This is a genomic window from Ekhidna sp. (genome assembly GCF_965221965.1).
Taxonomy (GTDB): Bacteria; Bacteroidota; Bacteroidia; order Cytophagales; family Cyclobacteriaceae; genus Ekhidna.
In genome coordinates, this window is sequence record NZ_OZ244926.1 from 418,953 (window position 1) to 441,390 (window position 22,438).

Here is a 22,438-nt window from a genome sequence, read left to right on the forward strand (position 1 = left end):
TGATTGATATAGATGCTGAAACAAGTTCAGCATGACTGAGTATTTTTTGGTCTGTGCTCTTAATTGTAAGTCACCCTGAACTTGGTTCAGGGTCTATACGCTTACAAAAGTGATCCACATTAACTTCGCCACCATGTTCGACCCGACCTCCATCGACCTGCCAATCGTAGACATCCTGGAAGATGTCAAAACGCAACTTGCCGAAGAAAACACCCTTATCGTGCATGCCCCTCCGGGTGCAGGGAAAAGTACACTACTGCCACTGGCACTACTCGAGGAAGCCTGGCTGAAGGATCAAAAAATCATCATGCTGGAGCCACGCCGATTGGCAGCCAAATCCATCGCAATGAGGATGTCTGAGCTGTTGGGTGAACAAGTAGGAAATACCATCGGCTACCGCATTCGGTTTGAGAATAAAGTCAGCGACAATACGAAGATCGAGGTGGTGACTGAAGGAATCCTAACTCGCATGCTGCATGGCGACAATTCCCTCGAAGGAGTCGGACTGGTCATCTTCGATGAGTTCCATGAACGCAGCATCCACGCCGATGTGGCATTGGCATTGTGCCGGGAGTCCCAGCAGGTGTTGCGACCGGACCTGAAGATACTGGTGATGTCAGCGACCTTGAATATGCCACAACTGATCCAGTCGTTGAAAGCCCCTGTGGTGGAGAGCGAAGGACGCCAATACCGTGTAGACATCATCCATGTCGGTGATCAAGACCAGTTCATGATTCCCGAGATGACGGCCAATACGGTCATCAAAGCCTCCAAGGCGCATGAAGGCGACATCCTGGTGTTTCTGCCCGGGCAGGGCGAGATCACCAAGTGTGCCGACATCCTGAAACCCAAACTACGAGGATGGGCCATCCACCCACTCTATGGACAGCTGCCATACAATAAACAAAAAGCCGCCATTCTTCCCGACCGGGAAGGGAGGCGCAAAGTGGTGCTGGCGACCAACATCGCTGAGACCAGTTTGACCATTGAAGGCATCAAAATCGTGGTGGACACAGGCTTTGGACGCACGATGAAATGGGATCCAAAATCAGGCTTGTCGCGACTGGAAACGGTGCAGATCTCCAAAGACTCTGCCGACCAGCGGGCAGGGCGTGCCGGACGATTGAGTCCGGGGCTGTGCTATCGCATGTGGTCTAAAGCTACGGACGAACGATTGCAGGAGCACCGCACACCGGAGATATTAGAATCCGACCTTTCCGGACTAGCACTGGACCTGGCCAGCTGGGGTGTGATGGACCCAATGAGTTTAACGTGGCTGTTGCCCCCACCGAGAGGCGCGTGGCAGGCGGCTGTGCAAACACTTCACGAATTGGAAGCGCTGGAAAACGGACGCATCACCGAGCATGGCAAAGCGGTACATCGCTTGCCCTGTCACCCGCGCCTGGCACACATGATGCTGATGGCAGAAGAGGAAGACCTGGTGCCACTGGCGGCCGATGTGGCAGCCCTGCTGGAGGAACGAGATCCACTAGGAAAAGAAGCAGGCATTGACATCAACAACCGGATAGAGGCGCTGCGCACCCACCGAAGGGAAAACAGAAAAGGCGGTCGCTTTGATCGCATCGAGAAGATTGCTCAATCCTATCGGCAGCTGTTTGATGCAGAAGCTGACAATGATCACTTTGACCCGTATGAGACAGGCTTGCTGATCACGCATGCGTTCCCCGAGCGTATCGCCCACAACCGGCCGGGGAACAATGCCCAATTCAAACTCGCGAATGGACGCATCGCCATGGCGGGTCATCGTGACGACCTGGCCCACGAGCAGTGGTTGGCCATTGCTAACCTGGATGCGCGAGACGGCATGGGTAAGATCTTCATGGCTGCCCCGCTCAATCCGAAAGATTTGGCTTCTCGAGTGAAAGAAGTGGAAGTGATTGAGTGGGATACCGATGACGGAGGGCTGAATGCTAGCAAAGATCTGCGCATCGGGAGTATTGTGTTGAAATCCGTACCCCTTCCGGATCCTGATCCATCACGCTTGAAGGAAGCGATTGTGGATGCCATCAAGAAAGAAGGGCGTACATTGTTGGATTGGAATGAGGATGTTGAGCAACTGCAAAATCGCGTGGGTTGCCTCCGTAAATGGAGGCCATCCGACGGCTGGAGTGACTACAGCACCGACACCCTGTTGCTGACCAATGAAGAATGGCTTGGGCCTTATTTGAACGATGTGAAGAAACCGCACGAGCTGAAGAAGATTAATCTGGTGGAGGTGTTGACCCACGCGATGGACTATGATCGGCAGCAGGAACTGAACCGTTTGGCGCCCACCAAAATGGAAGTACCCAGTGGCTCTAACATCAAGATCATGTACCGCAACAATGGCGAGGCGCCTGTCTTGGCCGCCCGCATTCAGGAGCTGTTTGGGATGGCTGAGACGCCAACAGTAAATGATGGCAAAACACCGATGCTGATCCACCTGCTTTCTCCCGGTTTCAAGCCTGTGCAGGTGACCTCTGATTTGAAAAACTTCTGGAATGAGACGTACTTCGAGGTACGCAAAGACCTGAAGGGGCGCTACCCCAAGCACCACTGGCCCGACGATCCGTGGACGGCAGAGGCGGTGAGGGGTGTGAAGCGGAAGAAATAACCATACCACTAGAACGTCACCCTGAACTCGTTTCAGGGTCTACATCATTGTCTGCGGTCTACAGAATATAGATGCTGAAACAAGTTCAGCATGACTTCCTACACGGCATCTTCCACTAAAACGGAAGATCGCGCCAATTCCATTGCGGATCAAGTGCGCGATGACAAGGAAAGTACGCAAGGACCTGAAAGGTCGCTACCCCAAGCACCACTGGCCCGACGACCCCTGGACTGCAGAGGCGGTGAGGGGTGTGAAGCGGAAGAAATAACCACACCACTAGAACGTCACCCTGAACTCGTTTCAGGGTCTACATCATTGTCTGCGGTCTACAGAATATAGATGCTGAAACAAGTTCAGCATGACTTCCTACACGGCATCTTCCATAACCAAAGTGGAAGATCGCGCCAATTCCATTGCGGATCGAGTGCGCGATGACAGGTTAAAAAACATGACCGTCACTGCGATCCTGCCCGCCGGCAAAGGCAGGGGAGGCACGACTGAAGCAGTCTCACAATTGGATCGACAAGAATGAGATCACTTCTCCTCCTTCGTCGGATCGCGATGACGGTAACATCTTCATTCACGGCTGGCATGACAGAATAAAAAAAGCCCGAATGAATACACCCGGGCTAAAAGTCATTTGATGTCAATACTATTTTCTTCCCAGCATCATGCCTATCACACCTCCGGTGATGCCCATCATGACCATGTAAACAATTGGGTCTACCAGCGTGCCGATAAGGTTCATCATATTGGAAGTTGCGTACATGGTCAGGTTGAAGCCTAATCCCAGGATTAGTCCGAGAATCGCACCGCCTTTAAATCCTGCCCCAAACGTGTTTATGTCCTCCCATTTGCTGAAGATGTAAACAAGAAAATACGCCTGCAATAGGTTGCCCAAAATAAGCGCCCACCAGATCATTTCGTCTTCTGCACGCATCAGATTAGTTGCAGATCCGGTATTGTCTGCATAGAAATCCATCAATAAGATTCCGTAAAAAAGCCATCCCAATAGGAATAATACCACAAACCCCACCAGGGTTGCGAGTATTCGATTTTTAGCTGTCATAATAATGAAGGTTAGTGTTACTCTATAAAGCTACTGATTTTTGGAAAAAATGTGTGTTATCCTACTCTCAATTAGAACGTCACTCTGAACTTGTTTCAGAGTCTACGAGATTTGTTACCGTATCCATATGATGAAGATTCTGAAACAAGTTCAGAATGACACATCACAAATATTCCCGTCACTGCGAGGGAGACACGACCGAAGCAGTCTCATCATTGAATCGGTACATAAGAGTGAGATCCCCAAGTCTCACTCCTTCGTCGTTCGCAAGGGGAAGACGGGAGAGAATTATTTCCCCTTTGAAGGCGGTCCGACGTTTCGGGGTGTGTGATGGGTTCAGGGGAGGAGGGGGATGTTTCTACTCCCAAAAAAGCCATTCATCTATTGGGCATAGAAGGAATAAGAAATGCTCCGGCCGGTATGTAGAGCACTCCGGGGTTTGTGCAGCCCGTTCCGACCTTTATGCAACGCTCTCCGAGCTTATTCCATTGCATTCCCAGCTTTATCCAATCCTCCCCGAGATTGTTCCATTGCATTCCGGGCTTATTCCATCGCACTCCGAGGTTTATCCAATCTACTCCGACCTTATTGCAGAGCTCTCCGTGTCCCGTCCTAAAATAAGTTGTGTCCCGTCCTAAAATAAGTTGACAGGTTTTACATTAATTCTAAATGTGGTTTACAATGATAAACCATAATCCTAATTGTACTTTACCAGCATTACTGTAATCCTGGGATAAGTAGACAGGCTAAGATCTGGTCCTGTTTTAGGTTGTCATCTTATTCGTTAATCCTTCATTCTATTGTCATGGGTTTATGTAATCCTTTAATTGATTGACAGTCATTTTATTAATCCTGATCAGTCTTTACACTTACTTTTTTAGTACTGGATTTGATTGACAACTCCTCTGCTTCGTCCTGACTCCAGTTGTCAGCTCCATGTGCCTGCTCAGGTGTTTGGCCCTGCAGACTGAGGTGAGGACGCCTGGTGTTGTAGGAGGCTACTGCTACTTCAACCAGCTGCCTGGCTTTTTCTTCACTATCGATGGCCTTACACAAGTCATACTCCTGTTTGAGGATCCCGTTGATCCGCTCGGCCAGTGCATTTTCATGCGGGCTACCCTTAGAAGCCATACTGATGGCTATACCCTGGGTTTTGAGCTGGTTCACATACATATGCGAGCAGTATTGCACGCCCTGATCACTATGATGGATGAGCTTGCGATGGGGATACTCCCGGTTGCCAATGGCCATCAGTAAAGCTTTGAGCGAACCTTCTACCGAAAGGTCTTCGTGAAGCCTGTAGCCCATGATCTTGCGGGAGTGTGCATCGGTAATGAGATTGAGATACATGAAGCGATCTTTGACCTTCACATAGGTAATGTCGCTGACCCAAACGTGTTCTGAGTGCTTAATATCCACGCTTTTGACCAGATTTGGGTAGCGACGGAAGCCGTGGGTGCTGTCGGTGGTACGGGGTTTTCTTCTGTACCTGCGACGAACTTTTAATCCATAGCTGTCCATAATATCGAACAATTGGTCTCTGCCTACACTCATCCCTTGTTTACTCAATTGTTCATTGAGCAGGGGAAGTAGCTTTCTTGATCCCAGGCGTTGATTACCAACGCGTGCTCTGATTTCTGTTACTAATTCCGCCACAATGGTGTAGAAGGCAGCTCTATCTGTGCTGCGTTGGTGGCCTTTGTAATAGGCCTGTCGGCTAAATCCAAGCAATTGACACAGGTACGCCATGCCTCTGTCAGGATGTAAGGCCCGCATTATTTCGACTGCTTGGATTCTGGCTTTTTTCGGATATCGATGTTGAACTGATCCTCTGCCACATCAATGAGCGTCTCCAATGCAGCGACCTTCATGGTAGCCAAGTCTAAGGCCTTTTTAAGTGCCTCAACCTCTTCTTCGGAGGTAAGTTTTCCTTGTTGCTGCTTCTTTGTCACTTGATCTAAGATAGGATAATATCCCAATCGATTCAATAAATCTCGCTTTATACTCCACAAGCTGCCCGATGGAATACCGTGCTTTCTAGAAATAAATGTATCACTCTCCTGATTGGCTATAAGATCATCTATCACTTTTAACTTGAAGGCTATTCGGTACTTACAACTCTTGTACTTTCCTATGTCGTTCTGTGCTAACTCTGTTTTCATTTTTGACACTGTTTTGTGTCAACCTATTTCAGGACGTGACCCCGGGGTTCTTCCAATACACTCTGGGGTTTGTGTAGCCCACTCCGCGGTTCTTCCAATACACTCCGACCTTCATACAGTGTTCGAATCGGAGCAATTCCCTTTTTGAGGGCGGTTCGACGTTTCTGGCAAACAATTCCCCCTTTGAAGGCGGTCCGACGTTTCGAGCGGTCCGACGCTTCGGGGGTGAGCAGGGGATGTCTTAACACACATAAATCAATGACAAATAGCCAACAGACCTTGTCATACAGCCAGTGCTCTTTGCCAGCGAGTCAGCGGTCAATGTCACTCAGTCAGAACCCTTTGCCAACAATTCAGCACTTATTGACGGTGAGTCAGCGCCCTTTGCCAAAGAGTCAGCGGTCTTTGCAAGGAGCAATTCCTCTCGCTGGTGCGAGCTTGTAGCTCGTACCTATCTTTAGAAGTTCTTCATAATATGAGCACGAGTGACAAACTCGCGCTAGCAGCGGAAGTGTAGCTACACTTAGATGGGGTTAAGTAGGTATATATACTATCTAAATATCGCCTTTTTATCAGTGATGTAAGATGGAGTTATATTTAATAATGCACGATCCTTTATATAGTAGCCATTTATAACGTAGACAAGATTAGAAAGTGTGATTGGAAATTTAACTCCATCGTCAAAGATTTGATTAAGAAATTCATTTCTATCTACCCTAAGTATTTGTTTAATAAGGTTATCATCAGAGTTATTAATAACCTTCATCAATGCGGGCTCAATTGGTTCATTGCTAACTCTTACTCTAAACTTGTTCCTTAACATAGCTGGAAGGTTTTTTGCCTTGTAGTGTTCATATGCCAGTTTGTCAAATAATGACAATATTGACCAATCGTTGGTCTCTAATGCTGCATATAATCCATTTAATGTTCTAGAGAGTTCTTGAAAATCTTCCCAATCCTCGCTGCATTTATATCTTAAGTCGTGTTCAATTTCATGCCATCCTTCTGATAGCATTGTTCGAATCTGTACTTCATAAGTGGTGTCTATATATCGATAATCTCTAATTATCGTATCTGTAACCTCTTCCTGATAGTCTTTCTTAAGCCTAAAAATCAAATTAATCCTATTTGGAGCAAATACTGTTTCTTCAGCCTCATCAATTGTTTCATCAACAAATTCAAATTTTGATTTTAGAGCTTTGTATACAAGAGGGATATCATCTTTGAAGTATAGAACAACTCTGATCCCAATTAGATCTTGCATCAACTTTCCATTGGAATCTAGGTGGTACTTTTTCCGCTCCAGTTTTCTTTTTAATGACTCCTCAGATTTCGCACGATCAAAAATTCTAAACAGTAATCCAATTCTTTCCAGCTCTGATTCAATTTCAGACGAAATACCTCTTGCAATTCTGTCTAATCCAGCATTCATTATTTAATTCTTTTTTTAACTTCCTCAAGCTTATTCATACTTAAATGAACATCCATGCCATTAACTACTAAATACCCATTCTTGGCTAGGTTTTGAATCTCATTTTGAACTGTTTTTCGTTTTGCCTTATCATACTCTTTAATAAGGTGTAATAATTTTTGCGTTCTATGTTTACTTTCTAGTTCATAGATTTTTTTGAGGATTTCATTTTGAAAGATTTCATCAGCAGTGTATTCTTCTTCTAGGAAATGTCTTGAATTATAATAGAAAATATTGCAATCGGTTTCAGTACAGGAAATTGATGAGTTCTCGGTCTTATAATCTAGATAATCACCTCCAATAACTTCACACGAGTCAAAATGACATTGAATAAATGTAGAGCCTTTAAATGCTGAGATTTGAAATTTACACTTCTTGAATTTGCAGCTAATAAATACGGTAGAGTCTATTGTGCAACTTTCATCAAAGAAGACTTGGTAAGCTTGAATCGAAGTTACGGTGGTACCTTTTATGGGCCGAAGCAACTTTCCTCTCAGTGTGACGTCAAAGTTGAAAAGTACATTTGTAGGAAATTTATGCTTTAGCAACTCTACTTTATCCCAAAGCAGCTTCTTATTGGCACTATTCTGAACTCTGAACGCAGTAGCTCCTAGCTCTACCATATAAGCAGAGAAATTATTTTCAATTTCTTGAGGGCTTGTTTCGCACATTATCTCCCCAATGAAATTTCCAAATACAAAGTCATTTATAAAACCAACTTGATTTTCTTCTCGTCCTTTTCTGTCCAGAATTGCATGGTTTATCAATTTATCACTTATGGTATCGATTGATGGACTACCAGGATAAGCTTTTAGTGCTTTTTCTAAGATTTTGCGATTTTCGTCTTCTATAACATCGCGCATAAATTGTTTTTTTTCAGATGATAGGTCAAACTGAATAAGCATTTTTACCACGTTTTTGAAAATCTGGTATTGATCATATGGGTCGATGTAAAGCTCTTGGCGCGCTTTTTCTCTCTCCATTAATGAGAAAAAGTATTTTTGGACAATTAGGTCAGGCTCTAGTAAGTGGTTATTAAAATCGTCTTTTGTGAGATTTCTTAAATAGGTTAATAATACAGGGTTTGCTATTTGATCTATCGGGATATTTTTTTCTTTAACCTCATTTACTCTTTCTTTTCCTAGCCAATCTTTGATCCTAGGTATTTCAATTGTAAATCGGTTTACTTGAAAGGCATTTTTCCATCTTTTAAACCAATCCCTAAATTCAGATCCTCCAAAAATCGCCGTTTTTCTTGTTGTTAGTATTAGTTTGGCTTTTCCCGTTAGCATCTTACCAATTGTATCAAGCATGGGTTCAACTTCACCGAATACTTCATGCTCCTGGTCAGACACTAAATCAGATTTGTGTAACAATTCATCAAAGCCATCTATTATTAGAGGAATCCTGCCACTTTGAATTTCATGCTTAACGAGTTTTGAATCTAAATTTGGATATTCACGATCTATTTCATCCAATAGGATATATCTGAAAATATTAGCTCCTCGATTTCTTGACAGTTCTGTCATTATTGGATTGGCACAATCACCATTATTAGTTAGGCTATTTAATATTTCATAAGAAGTACAAGTTTTACCGTATCCAGCGGCAGCTTCTATAATTATTAGTTGAGGTGATGATGACCTGAGATATCTCCTTATTTCAGTAATTATATCAGTTGAGGGGTTCTCATTATTAATTTGATATTGTGAATTAATGTATTTGTAGGGCGTACCACCGTTTAATTTGGTTTGATTCTTTGAAAAAAGCTTGTACTTAGATTTTAGTCTTTTTAGCGTGGATTGGTATGCAAAAAAGCTTTTATATAGCTCATCAGCAGCTTCATCAATATTATTTATTTTTCTTATTTGAACGGCATAACCACCATCTGCATACTCTTTCCTTATTTTCTCAATTTCAGACTCTGTCTCAGAGTTATTTTTAATGGGGATTATATCAACACCAAAATAGCGACCCTCTTCATACAAATAAACACGCAGATTGTCATTAGTCGCTTTTTTCTTGTATCCGTATTTTGAGTAAACATTATCTAATTCAGATATATTAATTGGCATAACGGTGATTAAAGGAGTGGAAAATGTTATCTCGTTAAGTTAAATATTATTAGAACAAGAAAAAATATTCATTGAATGGTTGATATTTCACTTCCTCTAGCGCATACGTCCGCTTGTGCTTTATTGTGTAAATAATAACAGAACGTCACCCTGAACCCTGGCCGGGCGCCTTGTTTCAGGGTCTAACATCCCCCTGCCAACGCACGAGCCGACACACCCTCGAATCGTCGAACCGCCCGAAGCGTCGGACCGTTTCAAAGGGGGATTTGCTTCCTGAATTGGCTTTCAGCCTTCGTTGTTGTTGTCACCAACGAACGTGCAATAACCTGCTCTTGTCAGTACTCAGTCCGGCTTCAAGGAACATAGATGCTGAAACAAGTTCAGCATGACACATCATATTTTGTTAACTGCTTTTAATTAGAAAGTCACCCTGAATTTAGTTCAGGGTCTTAACATCCCCCTGCTATCGTGCATGCCAGCATACCTCCCTTTAAAGGGGGATTGGATCAAGGCGGATTGCTTTGCGATTTAGACGATCCGGCAGGTTGGGCTTTTGGCGTACTTCCGCTACTTTTAATGCTACGGTGGGTACACAGTCGGATAGATTGGCTTGTGCCTCATAAATCATAGCTAAACGACTGCATGCAATGAGCGAATTACCTTTTGAATACTGGAATAAACTCTCCAATCATTTCATTCTAATATCTGTATTTCTAGGTGGATTTTCCATCGCATTAACAGCCAACTTACTGATCAATAAATCGAATGATCGCCTTCAGAATACCATTTTGAAACTGGCTACTACTTCATCTGGAGGCTTCCTTACGGCTGTTTTTGGCATGACGAATATCTTAATGGTAACCACACAGGGTTACCCTGTTGAGGTGACTCAAAGTGATTTAAATATGCCCAGGTTCATTGGATTTTTGGGGTATTTGGTTGGTGTTCTATCGCTGTTCACCATTATCGGGTTGTCTGGCTGGACAAAGTCCAGAGGAACAGGAATTTTCACAACGGTCGTTAGCGTAATTACATTGATCCTCTTTATCATTTTAGTTTCTTAGACGGGATAGATTCTGAAACGAGTGCGCCCGTCTAGTCTCGGCATGACTCAGCCTTTTTCGTTTGGTGAGAGTAATAATAGAATGTCACTCCGAATATAGTTCAGGGTCGAACATTCCCAGCTTTCGCTCTGGCCGACACACCCTCGAATCGTCGAACCGCCCGAAGCGTCGGACCGTTTCAAAGGGGATTTGCTTCCTGAATTGGTTTTCAGCCTTAGCCTTTCAGCCTTCGTTGGTGTTTGTCACCAACGAATGTGCAGTAACCTGCTCTTGTCAGTACTCAGTCCGGCTTCAAGGAACATAGATGCTGAAACAAGTTCAGCATGACACATCATATTTTGTTAACTGCTTTTAATTAGAAAGTCACCCTGAATTTATTTCAGGGTCTTCGAGATTGGTTTGCGGTAAATAGAATGAAGATTCTGAAACAAGTTCAGAATGACCAATGGATGTTGTTCTTTGCGGTGAGTAACATCCCCCTGCCAATACACAATCCCAACACACCCCCCTTCAAAGGGGGATTTACCTCAAGGCGGATTGCTTTGCGATTTAGACGGGACAGAAGCCGGCACGCAGTAAGGCGGATGGCGCAAATATCAGTGGAGGTGGAATGGAGGGTGTTCTCTCTTAATGTTTGCGGACAGTTTGGACAACCCTCTAGCCCCCTTTGTTAAGGGGGAGAAGTGACATCCCCCTGCTATCGCTCTGCCCGACTCACCCCCCTTATTAAGGGGGAATATGTTCTTGATGGATTCCCCCTTTCTTAAGGGGGGCGTGCAAGATAGCGGGGAGGAGGGGGATTATAAAACCTCCTCCAATGCCTGGATGCACATCTGGTTTTCTTCGGGGCGGCCGACGGAGATGCGGATGCAGTGGCTGATGGGGTCGTAGAGTGGGCGTACGAGCACGCCGCGTTCCATGAGCGCGTTGAAGATCTTCATCACTTCGTCTTTGTCCTTCCAGACGGTCATCACAAAGTTGGCGTAGGAGGGGACATAGCGGATGCCGAGCCGGTCGAATTCCTTGTAGAGGTACTTGAGCTGTTTGGTGTTGTTGTCGATGGATTTTTTGAGGAAGGCGGTATCCTGCAACGCGCCAATGCCGGCAGCCTGTGCCAGTGCGGTGGGCTCAAAGGTGAGCTTCACCTTGTTGAGCGCATCGATGATCTTTTCATGTCCGATCCCGAAACCGAGTCTTACGCCGGCGATCCCGTAGGCTTTGCTGAAGGTGCGCAGCGTCAGGATGTTGGGGTAGTCCATCTCGAGGGAGTTGGGGAAGTCGGGGTGCAGCGCCTCGGAGTATTCGAAGTAGGCTTCATCCACGATCACGAGGATGTGGTCGGGCACGTGCTGCATGAAGCTGTCGAGCTCCTGTCGGGTGATCATGGTACCAGTCGGGTTGTTGACGTTGGCGAGGTAGATCACCTTGGTGTTGCGGTTGATACGGCTTTTGATGGCTTCCAGGTCGAAGGCGTAGTTGTCGGTCATCGGCATGGCGACACACCGCACATTGTTGATGCGGGCCCAGTTGTAGATGATCACAAAGCCACCTTCGGAGGTGAGGAACTCATCGTCTCCGGTACACATCGCACGGATGGCGTGCATAAGGACGGATTCTGAGCCATTGCCCATGAAAATTTGGTTTTCGGACTTGCCGTATCGTTTGGCCAGGGCGGCTTTCAGGTCGCGGGAGACCGGGTCAGGATAGTAGTTGATAGACTCATACGCATCGATCACCGCCTGTTTCGACTTGGGCGAGTAGCCGAGCGTGTTTTCATTGTTCCAGAGGATGGCGACTTTCTCCCAGCCATATTCTTCCTTTAGCTGTGGGATGGTTTTGCCGGGCTGGTAGCTCTTGATGGCCGCTATGTGGTCAGGTATCTGTATGTTCATTGGTTGCGAGTGAATACTACGTGTGACTTAATATAAAACAGTTTTATTCTTCAATTTCCCACCGCTCTTCTTTTCTAAAAACCACTCCTTTAAACAGTCCAACGAGCTCATTGTTTCGTGTAACGCGCACAATGTATTGGCCCAAGCTTCTGGAGATGCTTTCTTTTTCGGCGGTGGCGATCAGCTCATCGCCCTCGAAAATCGGTTTGATGTGGTTGATCGATGTTTCAATGGAAACCGCTTTTTGTCCGTGGGAGTTCGAGGCAAATGCAAAAGCAGAATCAGCCAATGAAAAAGAGATGCCTCCATGCGCCACGCGGTGACCGTTGAGCATTTCTTCCCGTACGGTCATTTTGATTTGGGCATAGCCTTCCCGCACTTCGAGCACTTCTACGCCCAGCCACTGACTGAAGGAGTCGTTGGCCATCATCTCGGTGACTATTTTTTCGGGTTTGGTCATTGTAGGGCTAAATATAATTCGTTCAGTTTATGCGAAGAAGTAACTGCATGTTTGTCTTATGCTTCGAGGGCCTCAGCATGACAAACAGAGTGAGGCTCACATTTTATTGGCTTTATACTTCGAGGGCCTCAGTATGACAACATTGGGAGTGTCACCCTGAGGTTCTCGAAGGGTGTGTTAATAAAACGTTTTTCCTTCCTCTTTCATTCTCCGCAGCAAGGGACTGCATCGGTAGCGGTCTTCGCGGTACTCTTCATACAATGCATCCATTTTCTCCACGCACCAGTCGATCCCTTTTTCATCGGCCCATTTCAGCAGGCCTTTCGGGTAGTTCACGCCTTTGGTCATGGCGGTATCAATGTCTTCACGGCTGGCGATGTTCAGGAACAAGGCATCAGCCGCTTCATTGATAAGCATGGCCAGTGTGCGGTCCAGAATAGCCTGTCCGAGCTGCTCGTCTTTTTTTGGCTCTGGCTTTTCTGCACCTTCGGCGTAATCGTAATACCCGCGCCCGGACTTACGTCCCAGGAAGCCAGCTTCTGACATTCGCTTCTGGGTGAAGGACGGTCGGTAGCGCGGATCGTAGAAGAACGATGCAAAGACCGTTTCTGTCACGGTGTAATTGATGTCGTTTCCGATGAAGTCCATCAGTTCGAACGGTCCCATACGGAAGCCGCCCAGCTCCTTCATCGCCCAGTCAATCGTAGCAAAGTCCGCAATGCCTTCTTCGTACATGCGCAGCGACTCCCCATAGAATGGGCGTGCGACACGGTTGACAATAAAGCCCGGTGTATCTTTCGCTAAAACAGTCAGTTTCTTCCAACTGTCGACCCAATCCTTGGCTTGCTTGGTTGTTTCTGCTGCGGTCTGCACCGCGGGGATGATCTCCACCAAAGGCATCAATGGAGCCGGATTGAAAAAGTGAATGCCCACAAATCTGGACGGGTCTTTCAGTGCCGATCCGATGGAGGCCAGCGAAAGCGAAGAGGTGTTGGACGCAATGATGGTGTCTTCCCGAACAATCTCTTCTACCGCTTTAAAGACTTTTTGCTTGATCTTCAGGTTCTCTACGATCGCCTCGATGACCAGGTCCGAGTTTTCGAAGTACTGCTGATCTTCGGTAAAGTCAATTCGACCTAAAATCTTGTCAGCATCTTCCTGCGTGATCTTTTCTTTTTCCACAAGTCGGTTCATCACCTTGACCAGGCTGGCAGATGATTTCTCCAGGATCTCAGAATTGGTATCGTTAATTACCACGTCCCATCCGGCTGTGGCGGCTACCTGCGCTATGCCGGTTCCCATGGTGCCGGCACCTATCACACTTAATTTTGGCATTACTCTCCTTTAAAATTCGGTTTTCGTTTCTCGATGAAGGCTTGCACGCCTTCTTTGTAATCGTATGTTTCGGTGGCTTTGAACTGCCACTCTTTTTCCAGCTCCAGCTGCTGGTTCAAATCATTGGTGAATGACTGGTTTAGCAAATGTTTGGTGTATGCCAGCCCTTTCGTAGGCATGTTGGCCAGCTTTTGTGAAATTTTTTCTGCTTCTTCCGCAAAGGAATTGTCGGGGAATACCTTGTAGATCATGCCCATTTGTTCAGCATCTGTTGCGGATACTTTGTCGCCCAACATCATCAACGCAGAGGCTTTTCCAAACCCGATGATTCGTGGAAGGGTAAAGGTCCCGCCACTGTCAGGTACCAATCCGATTTTGCTGAACGCCTGGATAAAAGCAGACGATTCGGTCGCAACGCATACATCACAAGCCAGGGCAATATTGGCTCCCGCTCCTGCTGCCACGCCGTTCACTGCGGCGATGATGGGTTTTTCGATTGTTCGGATCTGCTTGATGATCGGGTTGTAGTGCTTGTCTACGATCTGCTCGATTTCCAGTCCATTATCGGCAATGGCTTCCTGCAGGTCCTGTCCTGCGCAGAAGGCTTTACCGTTTCCGGTAAGCATAATCGCCCGCACAGCATCATCCTTAGCGAACTCATCCAGTGCTTTCTGCACGGCCATGGCCAGCTCTTTGTTGAAGCTATTGAAGACATCCGGACGGTTGAAGGTCAGGATGCCGAGGGTATCTTTTTTGGTTATTTGAAGGGTGTCTGACATGTGGTTAATGTTTGTGATGGCGAAGTTAAAAGATTCCTTACATTCGTTCGGAATGACAGGAGAGAAAAGACCCCTCATCCTCGAATCGCTTCAAAGGGGGAAATTCTTCTAATTATGATTTTCCAATGTCCCCTTGAGGGGACTTTAGGTGTATTTTCTCTATCCCCCCTCCAGCCGGGGAGGCTCTTCATTTTTCCTTGACGAAAAACGAAGCAAAAAATCATGTCAAAATCAAATCCCGGCCATCTCTCCTCCCTACCTCGTGATTTTGACGGAGCTCGCTAGGTCGCGAGCATGGGTTTATAGCATTCCATAGCTAAGGCTATGATAGAATCAGCGGCCTTTCTTTTCCTAGATGCAAAAAACGAAACGGATCATCGAAGCGGCAGGAAGAATCAAGACAAATCGAAGATTCACGAAGGGAAGTGCGGAACGGATGTGGGTATGAGTAAAATCAATCCAGCTATCCCGCAAGGCCAACACATGATTTTGCCTGGTTCGCCGTTCCGGCAATTGGAAATGTCTGTGTTCCACAGCCGAAGGCTGGTCCGAAATCAAGATTCAGATATGTGCGTGGGGAATGAAAGCTCGGCGGGCCTGCGTCTTGCCAAGCGGGTGGATAGCTTTCGAGGTTTCTTAATTTTTGACTACCGGCACGCGTAGTGTTTTCATCAAGGAAAAGTGGAAGAAAGAAAAAGGAGAAACGAAAAATGAACTACTAGTGGCATTTAAAATAATCAAACGGCTCCAGGCAGTCTTTGCACTTGAAGAGTGACTTGCAGGCGGTGGAGCCAAACTCGCTGACGAGCTCGGTATTTTTAGAGCCGCATTGCGGGCACTCGATGTTTTCGGGTGCTGTGGGGTTGGGAGGAGCTATTCCGTATTCTTTCAGTCGCTGCTTACCTTTTTCCGTCATCCAGTCGGTGGTCCATGCGGGGGAGAGGACCGTGGTGATCTTGAAATGCTCTATGCCTTCTTTTTTCAGGGCATTGTGGATGTTCTTTTCGATTTCCAGCATAGCCGGACACCCGGAATAGGTGGGGGTGATGATCACTTCCACAAAATCGTTGGTAATCAGTACATCGCGGATGATGCCCAGATCACGAACCGAGATCACCGGGATCTCCGGGTCGGTGACATTTTCAAGGATGTCGTAAATATGGTTTTGATCAATGACCATTAGGCAAATTCATAATACGTGGTATACTCTTTGAACCCCATCTTTTTGTAAATGTTCAGCCCGTCTGCTGTTCCCTGAAGGATGGCGTTTTTATAGCCCAACTCCTTTGCTTTATTTAATGCAAAAGTTAGTAATGTGGTTCCAATTCCCATGCCTCTGAATTTTTCGAGCGTAGCGAATCCATAAAAGCCGATTGTTTCAGCATCAGATGGAAACAACTCAACACAAGAGACCGGTTGCCCCTTGTGATAGTAGATTAAAAGCTGAATCTTATTATTGGGATCAAGGTAATGATCTGATGTTTGTTTGTAGTAGTGAAGCACATTTTGATCTGCTGGGGTCCAGTTTTCTGCGATGACACTGGCGTAAGTGGCCAGATGCGCCGCATTCGTCACCTCCTTAATGTCCTGATGCCTGTAATCTAGTATTGGCCGATATTCATCCAGATCTAAACCCATCCCCACCTCACTGGCTTGCTCTTTGATACTGAACGCTTTGAATGTGTCCCGAACCCGGGGGCTTAAGTTTTCTTTATTGATCCAGATGCAATAATCCAGATCGTTGATTTTGTAATGATCCAGTGCTTTCCCTAATTCGCTTTGTGTGAGTTCAGGATGATTGATGTATAGGATATTAAACGTATCACAGGATAGCCCACTATCTACATAGATCAGGTGCTGTGATTCCATGACCTTCATGGTCTCGCTTAATGCCGGGATGCGAGTGGCATGCAATTGGAAATTGTTGGAGATAAGCAGGAGCATCAATCTTTTTTCCTCCATGGTGGGTTTTTTCGGTTTTTACCGGCCTTGTATAAAATCAGGTGGTTGCCATAAGGGTCATAGAGGTGAGCTTCTCTCCAGAGCCAGTCTTTATCATTGGGCAATTCCTCAAACGAAATGCCTTTTTCCTGAAGGTGCTTTACATGATCATCAAGGTTTTCACACTCGAAGTATACCACTGGAGCTTCACCGGTTGCTAGTTTGCTTACTTCATGAATGGAAAAGGTGCTATCCCCATCCGGACACTCAAAGCGAGCGTACTTATCATGGGTATGAACGATCAATTTTAATCCCAGCTTTTCATAAAATGCGATGGATTTAAGAACATCCAATGATGGGACGGTGACTTGATTAAGGTTCATTTTACCACTCCTGACCCGGATACGCTCTTTGCAAAAACTGTAGATCTGAAAGGATGTATCCGAGATGTTCGGTATGGGTCCCGTCTTTACCACCTTCATGTGCGTAGGTGCTTTCAGGTACTTCTAAAGTTGCTTCTGTCAGCACTTCCCGGATTTGGGCATCTCTTTTTTCTTTCAAAGCAGCCAGATCCACTCCGTATCCTTCTTCGAGTGCCTTTTGCTCTGTTTCATTTGGCTTGGTCAGCTCGCCGGCATATGACCACAGATCATCGATGGCTGCTTTCATGCGATTGTGGCTTTCTTCTGTGCCATCACCTAGTCGGATCACCCAGTCGCTGCTCCACTTTACGTGGTACAATGCCTCTTTATGAGATTTTGCTGCGATGGCTGCTAATTGCTCCTCGTTGCTATTCATCAACATCTCGTAGTAATGCACGCTGAACGTGTCATACAGAAACTGACGAAAGATGGTCTGTGCAAAATCTCCGTTAGGCATTTCCGTAAGCAATACATTGCGGTAATCCCATGCATCACGGAACGCCACGATCTCGTCTTCTGACTTGCCTTCTCCTTGAATTTCTGCAGCATACTGATACCACATGCGTGCCTGCCCGATGAGGTCCAGGCTGATGTTGGTCATCGCAATGTCTTGCTCCAATACTGGTCCATGCCCACACCATTCAGCGAGTCGTTGACCCAGAATCAGGCAGTTGTCGGCGTGTTGAAGTACGTAGTTGTATCGATTTTGGTCTTTCATAATTTAGTAGGTTGTCATTTCGACCGAAGGGAGAAATCTTTTCAATAAAAGGGAGATTTCTCAGTCGTTCCTCCTTCGAAATGACAGGGAAAATCACATATGCTTTACTTCGTCCGGTAGATTGTAGAATGTCGGATGCCGATACACCTTATCCTTTGCTGGCTCATACATCGGATCGGAATCATCTGGATCAGATGCCGTGATATTCTCCGACTTCACTACCCAGATACTTACACCCTCATTTCGGCGGGTATACACATCACGTGCATTTTGGATCGCCATTTCTTCATCGGCAGCATGGAGACTACCCACGTGCTTGTGGTTAAGCCCGGCTTTGCTTCGAATGAAGATTTCCCATAGGGGCCAATTTTTCATTTTTCTAAATATTTAGTCACCCTGAACTCGTTTCAGGGTCTTTTTCAGTAAATGTAGATGCTGAACCAAGTTCAGCATGACGTAAAAATCAGGCTGCAGCCTGTTTTCTCTTCGCTTTTTTCTCTGCGTACGCAGCAGCAGCATCCCGCACCCAGGCACCATTGTCGTAGGCATTTCTACGGGCATCCACTCGCTGCTTGTTACACGGGCCATTTCCTTTGATCACATTGAAAAATTCTTCCCAGTTGATCTCACCAAAATCGTAGTGGCCTCTTTCTTCATTCCATTTAAGGTCTTTGTCAGGAATCGATATTCCGAGGAGGTCAGCCTGAGGTTTAGTCACGTCCACAAACTTTTGACGAAGCTCGTCATTGGTAAATCGCTTGATGCCCCAGCGCATGGATTGCTCGGTGTGCGTAGAAGCTTCATCGGTTGGACCAAACATCATTAATGCAGGCCACCACCATCTGTTTAACGCATCTTGCGCCATCTTTTTCTGCTCTTCAGAACCCTTACAGAGGGTTAGCATAATCTCAAAGCCTTGTCTTTGGTGAAAGGACTCTTCCTTACACACCCTGATCATGGCACGAGCATAAGGACCATATGAAGCCCGGCAAAGTGGGACCTGATTCATAATGGCTGCACCATCTACTAACCAACCAATCGCTCCCATGTCAGCCCATGTTAAAGTAGGGTAGTTGAAGATGGATGAATATTTTGCTTTTCCGGAGTGAAGATCCTGAAGAAGCTGGTCTCTTTCTACACCCAGGGTTTCGCAAGCACTGTAGAGGTATAAACCATGTCCGGCTTCATCCTGCACCTTTGCCAGAGCGGCCGCTTTCCTTCGTAATGTAGGTGCCCGAGTAATCCAGTTGGCTTCCGGCAGCATGCCCACAATTTCAGAGTGTGCGTGCTGCGAAATCTGACGGATCAATGTCTTTCGATAGTTCTCCGGCATCCAGTCTTTCGGCTCGATTCGAATGTCTTTATCTATCTTCTCGTTAAAATGATCTTCTAATCGTTTAATGTCCATCTTCTAATCCTTTGATTCAAAATTACCACATTCACTTCTTTTAGAAATAACTTCTGTTGTGTGATTTAGTTCACCAGAATTATCTCATTGGAGCAATTATTGCTTTTAACAATAATCCTTAACTCAATTGGTTATTGTTATATAATATTTTCACCTAACCCTTTTTTTATGCGAACCGTTATTTTTGTTCTTACTTTTATATATTCTTTAATTACCTATTCCCAGGTAGCTCAAGTTACCAATGATCACCCTAAACGAGGAGAAGAAATAATTATCAAATACGTACCGGACACCACCAGCTTCTTTGATTTATCAGATGAGGTTTATATCCAAATATCTCTTTACAAGGAAGATTACAGCAAGGAATATATAAGGGAAAGGATGATAAAAGTAGCCGGCAGGTTTGAGTATTCTCTGACTATTGATCCACTCGCCTCTTATTATTCTGTTAGTTTTTTTGACCCGGATAAGTATGACAGGAAGGTTGATCTTGAAGTTATCCCTAAAGATAATCGTGGGCGTGTATTTAAAAATTCTTTCATGGGTGTAGCTTACTCAGATTCAAAAGCCGCGGAAAAGGAACGTAAATTATTTCCGGATAATTACGCAGTAGATGTTCCCAGGTGGAGAAACCTTCAATACAATAAGAATCAAGATTCTGTGGAACAAGTCATTCGAGGTGAACTCAATTTGATTGAAAAAGGTATTGAGTCTTTTTCTGAAAGCACTAATCGAATTGGAAGTGATGAATCAGCACTTTATGCACTTACAATGGGAAATGTAATTCTGAAGGATTTTGAAAAGGCACTTAAGCACTACGATCTCCTATTAGAAAAACACCCACAATCAAACTTGATAGAAGAGGCACACTCATTATATAGCTATTATCTTTTTTCATACTCTCAGGAAGATTCTCTTTTTGAGGAAAGATCAAAAGAGTTCCTTAAAGATCACCCTACTTCAGCGATAGGAAAACGATTGATATGGCAATTGGATGATAGTGAAGAGAGCCAGGAAATCATGTTCACTTCCACGAAATATTGGATGGGAAAAGAGCCTGATGAAGTGTCGCATTATTTCATGCATGCTAAATCTTTGGATGATAAGGATCAGAAGAGAAAATATCTAAGTAAGGCATTGAATAAGCTTTTCGACTCTAACCTGAGCGTTACACATTACTACTCATGGAATCATGCAATTCCCCGTCATTTACCTCGCATCATGGAAGGCTATATTGAAGCAGAAAGCTATGCAGAAGCACTGGCTTTGGCAGCTTTGCTGGAGGCCAATACATCCAAGATTGGAGCCAGAATTCACGAAATGAAAGGTCAGGCTCATCAATCATTGAATGATTATCACATTGCTTACGAATCCTATTTAGAAGCTGAGTCCAAAGGGTCTGACTTTGCGAGCGATTCGGCTAAGGCTGTATTTCGATTTTTAGATGTGAATAAAGAGTATGAGTCATTCAAAGAGGAGACGAAGCGACGAATGTTTTACGAGGCTGATGTTGATCCTGCACCGGAATTTTCAGTTGAGGATATTTATGGGAATAAGTACACCCTTGCAGATTTAAAGGGTAAGGCAGTTGTAATTAATTTTTGGTTTATTGGTTGTGCGCCTTGCATTGTTGAAATGCCAGGATTAAACAAGCTTGTTGAACTGTATGAAGATGAGGATGTGGTTTTCTTAGCCTTTGCTCTGGATAGCAAATCAAGTCTTGAGAATTTTTTAGAGAAAAAGGAATTTAAGTACAATATAATTGCCTCATCGCGGGAAATAGCTGACATGTTTGATGTCACAGGTTATCCCACGCATGTCATCCTTGATAAAAAAGGAAATGTTAGATCAGTATTATCAGGTGGGTCGAAAGACAGACACGAAGATTTGATTCCACCCATTGATGCTGTCTTAGCATACTAATCAAACGTCAAAATTCAGCTTTACCTTATCTGTTTTTGGATAGGACTGGCAGCTTAATACCAACCCTCGTTCCAGCTCGTCTGGTTCGAGGGCATAGTTGACATCCATTTCTACTTCGCCTTCTTCCAATCTGCAAACACAGGTGGAACAAACACCTCCTTTGCAGGCATAGGGTAGATCGGCACCATTATCAAACGCTACGTCTAGAATGGATTTATCCGAATCGTAAGGGAAAGTCAGGCTATTACCATCCAGTATCACCGTAATTTCTGCGTGGGCTTTTTCATGCTTTACCTCTTTTTCCTTGCCACCAAGTTTTCCAACAGGTGAAGTAAAAAGCTCCAAATGAATGCGATCTTCCGGTACCCCTAAGTTTTTCAACTCGCTTTGTACGGAAAGCATCATCTCTTCCGGGCCACAGGTGAAATAGTGATCCACCTCTTCCGGATCGAAGAAGAGCCGAGCAAAAGATTGAATTTTCTCCGCATCAATTCTACCATTAAACAAATCAGACTCCTGACGTTCCTTGCTAAGGATGTGATGCAGGCTAAACCTGCCCATGTATCTGTTTTTCAATGCTTCTAACTCTTCCTGGAAAATAATCGAACCTGTTCTTCGATTGCCATAGAAAAGTGTGAACTCACTTTCAGGCTCAGTACGCAGCGTTGTTTCGATGATCGACATGATTGGTGTAATCCCTGATCCACTGGCAAAAGCCACATATGAGTTAGCGTTGTTTGGATCTAGTGGAACGTAAAAACTTCCGTGCGGCGGGTTTACTTCGATTTCATCTCCTACCTTGAGTACCTCGTTGGCGTAGGTGGAGAATTTTCCCCCTTCCAGCTTTTTGATTGCCACAGTAAGGCGTTCATCGATCGGACAAGAGCAGATGGAATAGGATCTACGTGTGTCTTCCCCGTCAATTTCCTTCTTCAGGGTAAGGTGTTGTCCTTGCGTAAATGCAAACTCTTCTCTTAAATCTTCAGGTATTTCAAAAGTCACTGCTACTGAATCATCAGTGGGTCTGGACAGCTCAGCGACTCTAAGGGTATGAAATTTTGCCATGTCTAGTTTTTGAGTGTGGCAAAACTAACCATCGAAATGG

21 protein-coding genes and 1 pseudogene are annotated in these 22,438 nt (G+C 45.2%); 5 read left to right on the forward strand and 17 right to left on the reverse strand.

Annotation, left to right across the window (positions count from 1 at the left end; genetic code table 11):
• Positions 1-133: 133 nt before the first annotated feature.
• Together hrpB and ACOQON_RS02065 are read left to right on the forward strand one after the other, a co-directional pair.
• Entirely contained in the window at positions 134-2,614 is a 2,481-nt protein-coding gene (gene hrpB / locus ACOQON_RS02060; protein ID WP_420577269.1) for an ATP-dependent helicase HrpB, read from the forward strand.
• Positions 2,615-2,783: 169 nt separating this feature from the next.
• Positions 2,784-2,882, forward strand: a pseudogene (locus ACOQON_RS02065) (ATP-dependent helicase C-terminal domain-containing protein); the annotation flags it as partial.
• Between the two features lie 384 nt (positions 2,883-3,266).
• Here ACOQON_RS02065 and ACOQON_RS02070 read toward each other — a convergent pair.
• From ACOQON_RS02070 to ACOQON_RS02095, 6 genes are all read right to left on the reverse strand, one after another.
• Positions 3,267-3,683, reverse strand: coding sequence for a DUF1761 domain-containing protein (locus ACOQON_RS02070; RefSeq protein WP_420577270.1), 417 nt, complete (start codon positions 3,681-3,683; stop codon positions 3,267-3,269).
• A gap of 377 nt (positions 3,684-4,060) precedes the next feature.
• Positions 4,061-4,240 carry a hypothetical protein gene (locus ACOQON_RS02075; protein WP_420577271.1) on the reverse strand — a complete coding sequence of 60 codons (180 nt, stop codon included), beginning with the start codon at positions 4,238-4,240 and terminating at the stop codon, positions 4,061-4,063.
• Positions 4,241-4,529: 289 nt separating this feature from the next.
• Entirely contained in the window at positions 4,530-5,432 is a 903-nt protein-coding gene (locus ACOQON_RS02080) for an IS3 family transposase (protein ID WP_420575372.1), read from the reverse strand.
• A gap of 26 nt (positions 5,433-5,458) precedes the next feature.
• On the reverse strand, positions 5,459-5,845 hold the full coding sequence (locus tag ACOQON_RS02085) for a hypothetical protein (RefSeq protein ID WP_420575371.1): 387 nt from the start codon (positions 5,843-5,845) through the stop codon (positions 5,459-5,461).
• 550 nt (positions 5,846-6,395) lie between these two features.
• Positions 6,396-7,277 (reverse strand): hypothetical protein, encoded by an 882-nt coding sequence (locus tag ACOQON_RS02090; protein ID WP_420577272.1) that lies wholly within the window; start codon positions 7,275-7,277, stop codon positions 6,396-6,398.
• Positions 7,277-9,391, reverse strand: coding sequence for a hypothetical protein (locus ACOQON_RS02095; protein ID WP_420577273.1), 2,115 nt, complete (start codon positions 9,389-9,391; stop codon positions 7,277-7,279). The genes ACOQON_RS02090 and ACOQON_RS02095 overlap by 1 nt, the downstream gene beginning before the upstream one ends.
• A gap of 647 nt (positions 9,392-10,038) precedes the next feature.
• Between ACOQON_RS02095 and ACOQON_RS02100 the strand changes: the two genes are divergently transcribed.
• Positions 10,039-10,455 carry a hypothetical protein gene (locus ACOQON_RS02100; protein ID WP_420577274.1) on the forward strand — a complete coding sequence of 139 codons (417 nt, stop codon included), beginning with the start codon at positions 10,039-10,041 and terminating at the stop codon, positions 10,453-10,455.
• Positions 10,456-11,255: 800 nt separating this feature from the next.
• On the opposite strand, the gene hisC is transcribed toward ACOQON_RS02100, so the two are convergent.
• The 4 genes from hisC to ACOQON_RS02120 form a co-directional block, all read right to left on the reverse strand.
• Entirely contained in the window at positions 11,256-12,347 is a 1,092-nt protein-coding gene (hisC, locus tag ACOQON_RS02105; protein WP_420577275.1) for a histidinol-phosphate transaminase, read from the reverse strand.
• 43 nt (positions 12,348-12,390) lie between these two features.
• On the reverse strand, positions 12,391-12,807 hold the full coding sequence (gene paaI, locus ACOQON_RS02110) for a hydroxyphenylacetyl-CoA thioesterase PaaI (protein ID WP_420577276.1): 417 nt from the start codon (positions 12,805-12,807) through the stop codon (positions 12,391-12,393).
• Positions 12,808-12,984: 177 nt separating this feature from the next.
• A complete protein-coding gene (locus tag ACOQON_RS02115; RefSeq protein WP_420577277.1) occupies positions 12,985-14,142 on the reverse strand; it encodes a 3-hydroxyacyl-CoA dehydrogenase NAD-binding domain-containing protein in 1,158 nt (385 codons plus the stop codon).
• Positions 14,142-14,921, reverse strand: coding sequence for an enoyl-CoA hydratase-related protein (locus ACOQON_RS02120; RefSeq protein WP_420577278.1), 780 nt, complete (start codon positions 14,919-14,921; stop codon positions 14,142-14,144). Before ACOQON_RS02120 ends, ACOQON_RS02115 begins: the two co-directional genes overlap by 1 nt.
• Positions 14,922-15,245: 324 nt before the next feature.
• On the opposite strand from ACOQON_RS02120, the gene ACOQON_RS02125 reads away from it, so the two are divergent.
• Positions 15,246-15,584, forward strand: a complete 339-nt coding sequence (locus ACOQON_RS02125; RefSeq protein WP_420577279.1) for a hypothetical protein — start codon at positions 15,246-15,248, stop codon at positions 15,582-15,584.
• A 55-nt stretch (positions 15,585-15,639) separates the two neighbouring features.
• Here ACOQON_RS02125 and paaD read toward each other — a convergent pair whose 3' ends face one another.
• The 6 genes from paaD to paaA all read right to left on the reverse strand — a co-directional run bounded on the left by paaD (position 15,640) and on the right by paaA (position 19,410).
• Positions 15,640-16,101: a 1,2-phenylacetyl-CoA epoxidase subunit PaaD gene (gene paaD / locus ACOQON_RS02130; RefSeq protein ID WP_420577280.1), complete on the reverse strand. Its 462-nt coding sequence runs from the start codon at positions 16,099-16,101 to the stop codon at positions 15,640-15,642.
• Positions 16,101-16,883 (reverse strand): GNAT family N-acetyltransferase, encoded by a 783-nt coding sequence (locus tag ACOQON_RS02135; protein WP_420577281.1) that lies wholly within the window; start codon positions 16,881-16,883, stop codon positions 16,101-16,103. The genes paaD and ACOQON_RS02135 overlap by 1 nt, the downstream gene beginning before the upstream one ends.
• Entirely contained in the window at positions 16,865-17,245 is a 381-nt protein-coding gene (locus tag ACOQON_RS02140; protein WP_420577282.1) for a VOC family protein, read from the reverse strand. Before ACOQON_RS02140 ends, ACOQON_RS02135 begins: the two co-directional genes overlap by 19 nt.
• Before the next feature lies 1 nt (position 17,246).
• Positions 17,247-18,002, reverse strand: coding sequence for a 1,2-phenylacetyl-CoA epoxidase subunit PaaC (gene paaC / locus ACOQON_RS02145; RefSeq protein WP_420577283.1), 756 nt, complete (start codon positions 18,000-18,002; stop codon positions 17,247-17,249).
• A 93-nt stretch (positions 18,003-18,095) separates the two neighbouring features.
• Positions 18,096-18,377 (reverse strand): 1,2-phenylacetyl-CoA epoxidase subunit PaaB, encoded by a 282-nt coding sequence (gene paaB, locus ACOQON_RS02150; protein WP_420577284.1) that lies wholly within the window; start codon positions 18,375-18,377, stop codon positions 18,096-18,098.
• A gap of 88 nt (positions 18,378-18,465) precedes the next feature.
• The gene (gene paaA / locus ACOQON_RS02155; RefSeq protein ID WP_420577285.1) at positions 18,466-19,410 is read right to left on the reverse strand and encodes a 1,2-phenylacetyl-CoA epoxidase subunit PaaA; all 945 of its coding nucleotides are present in this window, start codon (positions 19,408-19,410) and stop codon (positions 18,466-18,468) included.
• A 168-nt stretch (positions 19,411-19,578) separates the two neighbouring features.
• On the opposite strand from paaA, the gene ACOQON_RS02160 reads away from it, so the two are divergent.
• The gene (locus tag ACOQON_RS02160) at positions 19,579-21,333 is read left to right on the forward strand and encodes a peroxiredoxin family protein (RefSeq protein WP_420577286.1); all 1,755 of its coding nucleotides are present in this window, start codon (positions 19,579-19,581) and stop codon (positions 21,331-21,333) included.
• Here ACOQON_RS02160 and paaE read toward each other — a convergent pair whose 3' ends face one another.
• Positions 21,334-22,398: a 1,2-phenylacetyl-CoA epoxidase subunit PaaE gene (gene paaE, locus ACOQON_RS02165; protein WP_420577287.1), complete on the reverse strand. Its 1,065-nt coding sequence runs from the start codon at positions 22,396-22,398 to the stop codon at positions 21,334-21,336.
• Positions 22,399-22,438 lie beyond the last annotated feature (40 nt).

What these genes read in the sequence shown, in the direction of transcription:
- ACOQON_RS02160 (WP_420577286.1), top strand. Translation starts at nt 19,579, where the DNA reads ATGCGAACCGTTATTTTTGTTCTTACTTTTATATATTCTTTAATTACC.
- ACOQON_RS02125 (WP_420577279.1), top strand. Translation starts at nt 15,246, where the DNA reads ATGATAGAATCAGCGGCCTTTCTTTTCCTAGATGCAAAAAACGAAACG.
- paaI (WP_420577276.1), bottom strand. Translation starts at nt 12,807, where the DNA reads ATGACCAAACCCGAAAAAATAGTCACCGAGATGATGGCCAACGACTCC.
- paaC (WP_420577283.1), bottom strand. Translation starts at nt 18,002, where the DNA reads ATGAAAGACCAAAATCGATACAACTACGTACTTCAACACGCCGACAAC.
- hrpB (WP_420577269.1), top strand. Translation starts at nt 134, where the DNA reads ATGTTCGACCCGACCTCCATCGACCTGCCAATCGTAGACATCCTGGAA.
- ACOQON_RS02135 (WP_420577281.1), bottom strand. Translation starts at nt 16,883, where the DNA reads ATGGAGGAAAAAAGATTGATGCTCCTGCTTATCTCCAACAATTTCCAA.
- ACOQON_RS02100 (WP_420577274.1), top strand. Translation starts at nt 10,039, where the DNA reads ATGAGCGAATTACCTTTTGAATACTGGAATAAACTCTCCAATCATTTC.
- ACOQON_RS02085 (WP_420575371.1), bottom strand. Translation starts at nt 5,845, where the DNA reads ATGAAAACAGAGTTAGCACAGAACGACATAGGAAAGTACAAGAGTTGT.
- ACOQON_RS02080 (WP_420575372.1), bottom strand. Translation starts at nt 5,432, where the DNA reads ATGGCGTACCTGTGTCAATTGCTTGGATTTAGCCGACAGGCCTATTAC.
- ACOQON_RS02115 (WP_420577277.1), bottom strand. Translation starts at nt 14,142, where the DNA reads ATGCCAAAATTAAGTGTGATAGGTGCCGGCACCATGGGAACCGGCATA.
- ACOQON_RS02120 (WP_420577278.1), bottom strand. Translation starts at nt 14,921, where the DNA reads ATGTCAGACACCCTTCAAATAACCAAAAAAGATACCCTCGGCATCCTG.
- paaE (WP_420577287.1), bottom strand. Translation starts at nt 22,398, where the DNA reads ATGGCAAAATTTCATACCCTTAGAGTCGCTGAGCTGTCCAGACCCACT.
- ACOQON_RS02140 (WP_420577282.1), bottom strand. Translation starts at nt 17,245, where the DNA reads ATGAACCTTAATCAAGTCACCGTCCCATCATTGGATGTTCTTAAATCC.
- paaD (WP_420577280.1), bottom strand. Translation starts at nt 16,101, where the DNA reads ATGGTCATTGATCAAAACCATATTTACGACATCCTTGAAAATGTCACC.
- ACOQON_RS02070 (WP_420577270.1), bottom strand. Translation starts at nt 3,683, where the DNA reads ATGACAGCTAAAAATCGAATACTCGCAACCCTGGTGGGGTTTGTGGTA.
- paaA (WP_420577285.1), bottom strand. Translation starts at nt 19,410, where the DNA reads ATGGACATTAAACGATTAGAAGATCATTTTAACGAGAAGATAGATAAA.
- paaB (WP_420577284.1), bottom strand. Translation starts at nt 18,377, where the DNA reads ATGAAAAATTGGCCCCTATGGGAAATCTTCATTCGAAGCAAAGCCGGG.
- ACOQON_RS02090 (WP_420577272.1), bottom strand. Translation starts at nt 7,277, where the DNA reads ATGAATGCTGGATTAGACAGAATTGCAAGAGGTATTTCGTCTGAAATT.
- hisC (WP_420577275.1), bottom strand. Translation starts at nt 12,347, where the DNA reads ATGAACATACAGATACCTGACCACATAGCGGCCATCAAGAGCTACCAG.
- ACOQON_RS02095 (WP_420577273.1), bottom strand. Translation starts at nt 9,391, where the DNA reads ATGCCAATTAATATATCTGAATTAGATAATGTTTACTCAAAATACGGA.